Genomic DNA, 2,871 nt, shown 5'->3' with positions numbered 1-2,871 from the left:
TTATTAACAGTTCACATATGTTAACCATACCGATAAACCTAGCACCTCATCCGCATGATGCTTGCAGGTAATAACTATTCCCTCACGGTTTCGTTATCGCATTTTACAATGCAAGGTTACATTGTCCCGTGAGCTTCAGACCCCGCAGTTGCCCGCCACGCCTGTCACGGTAGGTTACAGTCAATGGGATGACTGGTTTTGTCCATTCCTTTTTCAAAACAATATGTCAGACGACTTCCTGTCGCACTTTCTGGTTAAATTCTTGCAAGGTGTTACGGAGTTTTTTTAGCATTTCAGTTAGCATCATCATCAGTTCGTTGATTTGAGAAATGCTTTCCATACCATCACTGTATGACGATGTATTATATTGAGTTATTGAATTTGTATCGTGTAAGGTTGATTGAATATTATCCATTATTATTTTCCTTTTCATGAGAAATATTGAAACAAAATATATGATAATTTTGCTTGTACTTGGTTAACCTAAACTCCTTTATCTTCCAATATTCAAAAAAGATCAATCAGTTAAATATTAGAATTATTTAGTATAAAGATTCCTTTATTAGGGCCTGCCATCAAATGCTTGGATAAACGTGTATGATTGTCTACTTTGGCCTAAAGAGTAAGATATGACGCGTCGCTATGCACTTCGAGATGATCAATGGGCTCGGATTGAGACATTGCTTCCTGGACGGAAAGGCTATGTTGGCGTGACCGCACGCAACAACCGGCTGTTCGTAGAGGCGGTGATCTATCGTTATCGGACAGGCATTCCCTGGAGAGACCTGCCTGAACGTTTTGGCGACTTTCGTGTTGTGCACCTGCGTCACTCACGCTGGAGCAAAACTGGCGTATGGGAGCGCGTGTTCACCGTCTTGGCGCAGGAGGCTGATAACGAGTATGCGATGATTGACTCGACTATCGTACGGGCTCATCAGCATAGCGCTGGCGCAAAAGGGGGATCCAGACAAACAGGCTATCGGGCGTAGTCGCGGCGGGTTGAGCACCAAAATTCACGCCACGGTCGATGCTATGGGTAACCCTACAGGCTTTCATCTTACGCCGGGCCAGGCACACGACCTAGAAGGTGCCGATGTGTTGCTTATGTAGATTATGTACTCTTGTATCATTTTGATATATTTTTACTTAAATTTAACTTTTATTTCCATATTTAATAACAATGATATTGTTATTTTATCTATGCTTTCCTGACAGTTTTTTAGCTATTATATCTTTTACTGCATCATCAAGATAATTATCTATAAGATAACTTACTAATTCTGATTGTTTTAGTATATCTCCTGTTTTATTTCCTATTTCTAGTATTTTCCTTTTTAGTTCTAGCTTTCTTTCTTCGTTTATTCTTACTGTTGTATCTGCTCTCTTGGATGTCATAACAAATTTCCCCTTTTAGTTATTAATCATATCTTTTTTTTATTCAATATTTCACGCATGCGTATTTACAACATGCAAATATTTCTTATATCATGTGTGCATGATGTAAATATTGAGATTTGTAAATGATAGATTTCCTTGAATTGCAGATTCCATTTAAAAACGAGTATGTAATTAAAACATCTCGTGATAGAGAGCACGGAGGAGGCTATATCGATTTTATGCAGATTGCTAAATTAAGCGGTATTCGGCTATCTGCTCGCGATGTGGAATTTGAAATAAGAGGGGATTTCTCTGTTCAGGGATTAACGCATCCTTTTGAATCGTTACCAACCCATTTTGCCAGTCTGGGCATGAAGATTTATCAGGGAACCCATTTGATTTTTCCGCGCGTCAATCTTAAGGCTTCACCTGCAAAGCTTTTACAGGGGCATAATGTATTTGGTTCAACCAATATTGCGTTATGTGGTTTGGAGTTAATGACCAATCTAGCGGTTTCCATGCCGCATCTTTTTAATCTGTTAGATGTCGAGAATACCGAAGTTTCTGAGCTTCATACGACTTTATCAGTAAGATTACCGACGGAAAGTATTTGTAAACAGGTGATTGCTTATTTTAAGAATATCAGTCATGGACAAACCAAAGCAACGAAATCAAATGATTATGAATCAACCGTCTATTTTAATCGTGGTTCTAAACTCAGGGAATTGTGTATTTATTATAAAGCGCTTGAATTGGCAAAGAGATTAGGTGAAATACAAAAAAAATTACGGGTTAACCCCAATGATGAGGTTTTGTTAAATCAGTTTGCCATTTTAAATGATAAACGGCTGACGGATTTTGCCAATAATCTGTTGAGATTAGAGGGGCGATTAAAAAAACGGTGTTTAAAAGATAATCAGATCCCGGTTAATTTTTCAGCGCTTTGTCTTTATCAACAACAATATGAACGTGGGGGAGCTAATTTAATTTACGATCTGTGGATGAAAAGTTTTGATGATTTGCTGACGGCACTGAGGGGAATGGAAATGAATATTTATGATGATGAACATATTTTTGAACGATTAAAATCGCATTATTATTCCACTACGCCAAAAGGTAACATTTCCTATGCCAAAGCCCAACGGATATTTGGTTTTTATCGTCGTTTAGTGAATGAAGGATTTTACAATGTCCTTAATTCTATGAGTCGAATGACATTTTGGCGTTACTTAACTTTATTAACTGATATTGGCATCAGCAAATCACAATCACGAGTTTCGCACAAAACTAATTTGGGTACGCTAATAAAACACGGATGTGCTCAGCAATAGCATTTTTGATTACGTCCCAATTTTGTTGATAAAGGGTTATTTTTTCAGATATACGACGTTTATGTTGTTCAAACCACGCAGAAATAGCGAGAAAAATATGATTTCTTTGCGCTCGGCTCGTGCGAGCCTGACAGCGTTCAATACCACAATTTTGTTTAACTTC

Annotated in this window: 2 protein-coding genes and 2 pseudogenes; 2 read left to right on the top strand and 2 right to left on the bottom strand. The window is 37.9% G+C overall.

Annotated features, from left to right (window positions below; all coding sequences use genetic code 11):
* Positions 1–629 precede the first annotated feature (629 nt).
* Positions 630–1,104: pseudogene (locus CBG25_RS02990) on the top strand (IS5 family transposase); the annotation flags it as partial.
* Positions 1,105–1,194: 90 nt separating this feature from the next.
* On the opposite strand, the gene CBG25_RS02985 reads toward CBG25_RS02990, so the two are convergent.
* Entirely contained in the window at positions 1,195–1,395 is a 201-nt protein-coding gene (locus CBG25_RS02985; protein ID WP_290604423.1) for a hypothetical protein, read from the bottom strand.
* Positions 1,396–1,520: 125 nt separating this feature from the next.
* On the opposite strand from CBG25_RS02985, the gene CBG25_RS02980 reads away from it, so the two are divergent.
* Positions 1,521–2,708: a phage/plasmid replication protein, II/X family gene (locus tag CBG25_RS02980; RefSeq protein WP_290604421.1), complete on the top strand. Its 1,188-nt coding sequence runs from the start codon at positions 1,521–1,523 to the stop codon at positions 2,706–2,708.
* Here CBG25_RS02980 and CBG25_RS02975 read toward each other — a convergent pair.
* Positions 2,665–2,871 (bottom strand): annotated as a pseudogene (locus tag CBG25_RS02975) (hypothetical protein); the annotation flags it as partial. The gene CBG25_RS02980 and the pseudogene CBG25_RS02975 sit on opposite strands and share 44 nt — an antisense overlap.

It is taken from the genome of Arsenophonus sp. ENCA (assembly GCF_002287155.1).
GTDB classification, from domain to species: Bacteria; Pseudomonadota; Gammaproteobacteria; order Enterobacterales; family Enterobacteriaceae; genus Arsenophonus; species Arsenophonus nilaparvatae.
Note: the sequence above shows the minus strand (reverse complement) of the source record. Positions and strands in the feature narration are given on the sequence as shown.

What these genes read in the sequence shown, in the direction of transcription:
- CBG25_RS02985 (WP_290604423.1), bottom strand. Translation starts at nt 1,395, where the DNA reads ATGACATCCAAGAGAGCAGATACAACAGTAAGAATAAACGAAGAAAGA.
- CBG25_RS02980 (WP_290604421.1), top strand. Translation starts at nt 1,521, where the DNA reads ATGATAGATTTCCTTGAATTGCAGATTCCATTTAAAAACGAGTATGTA.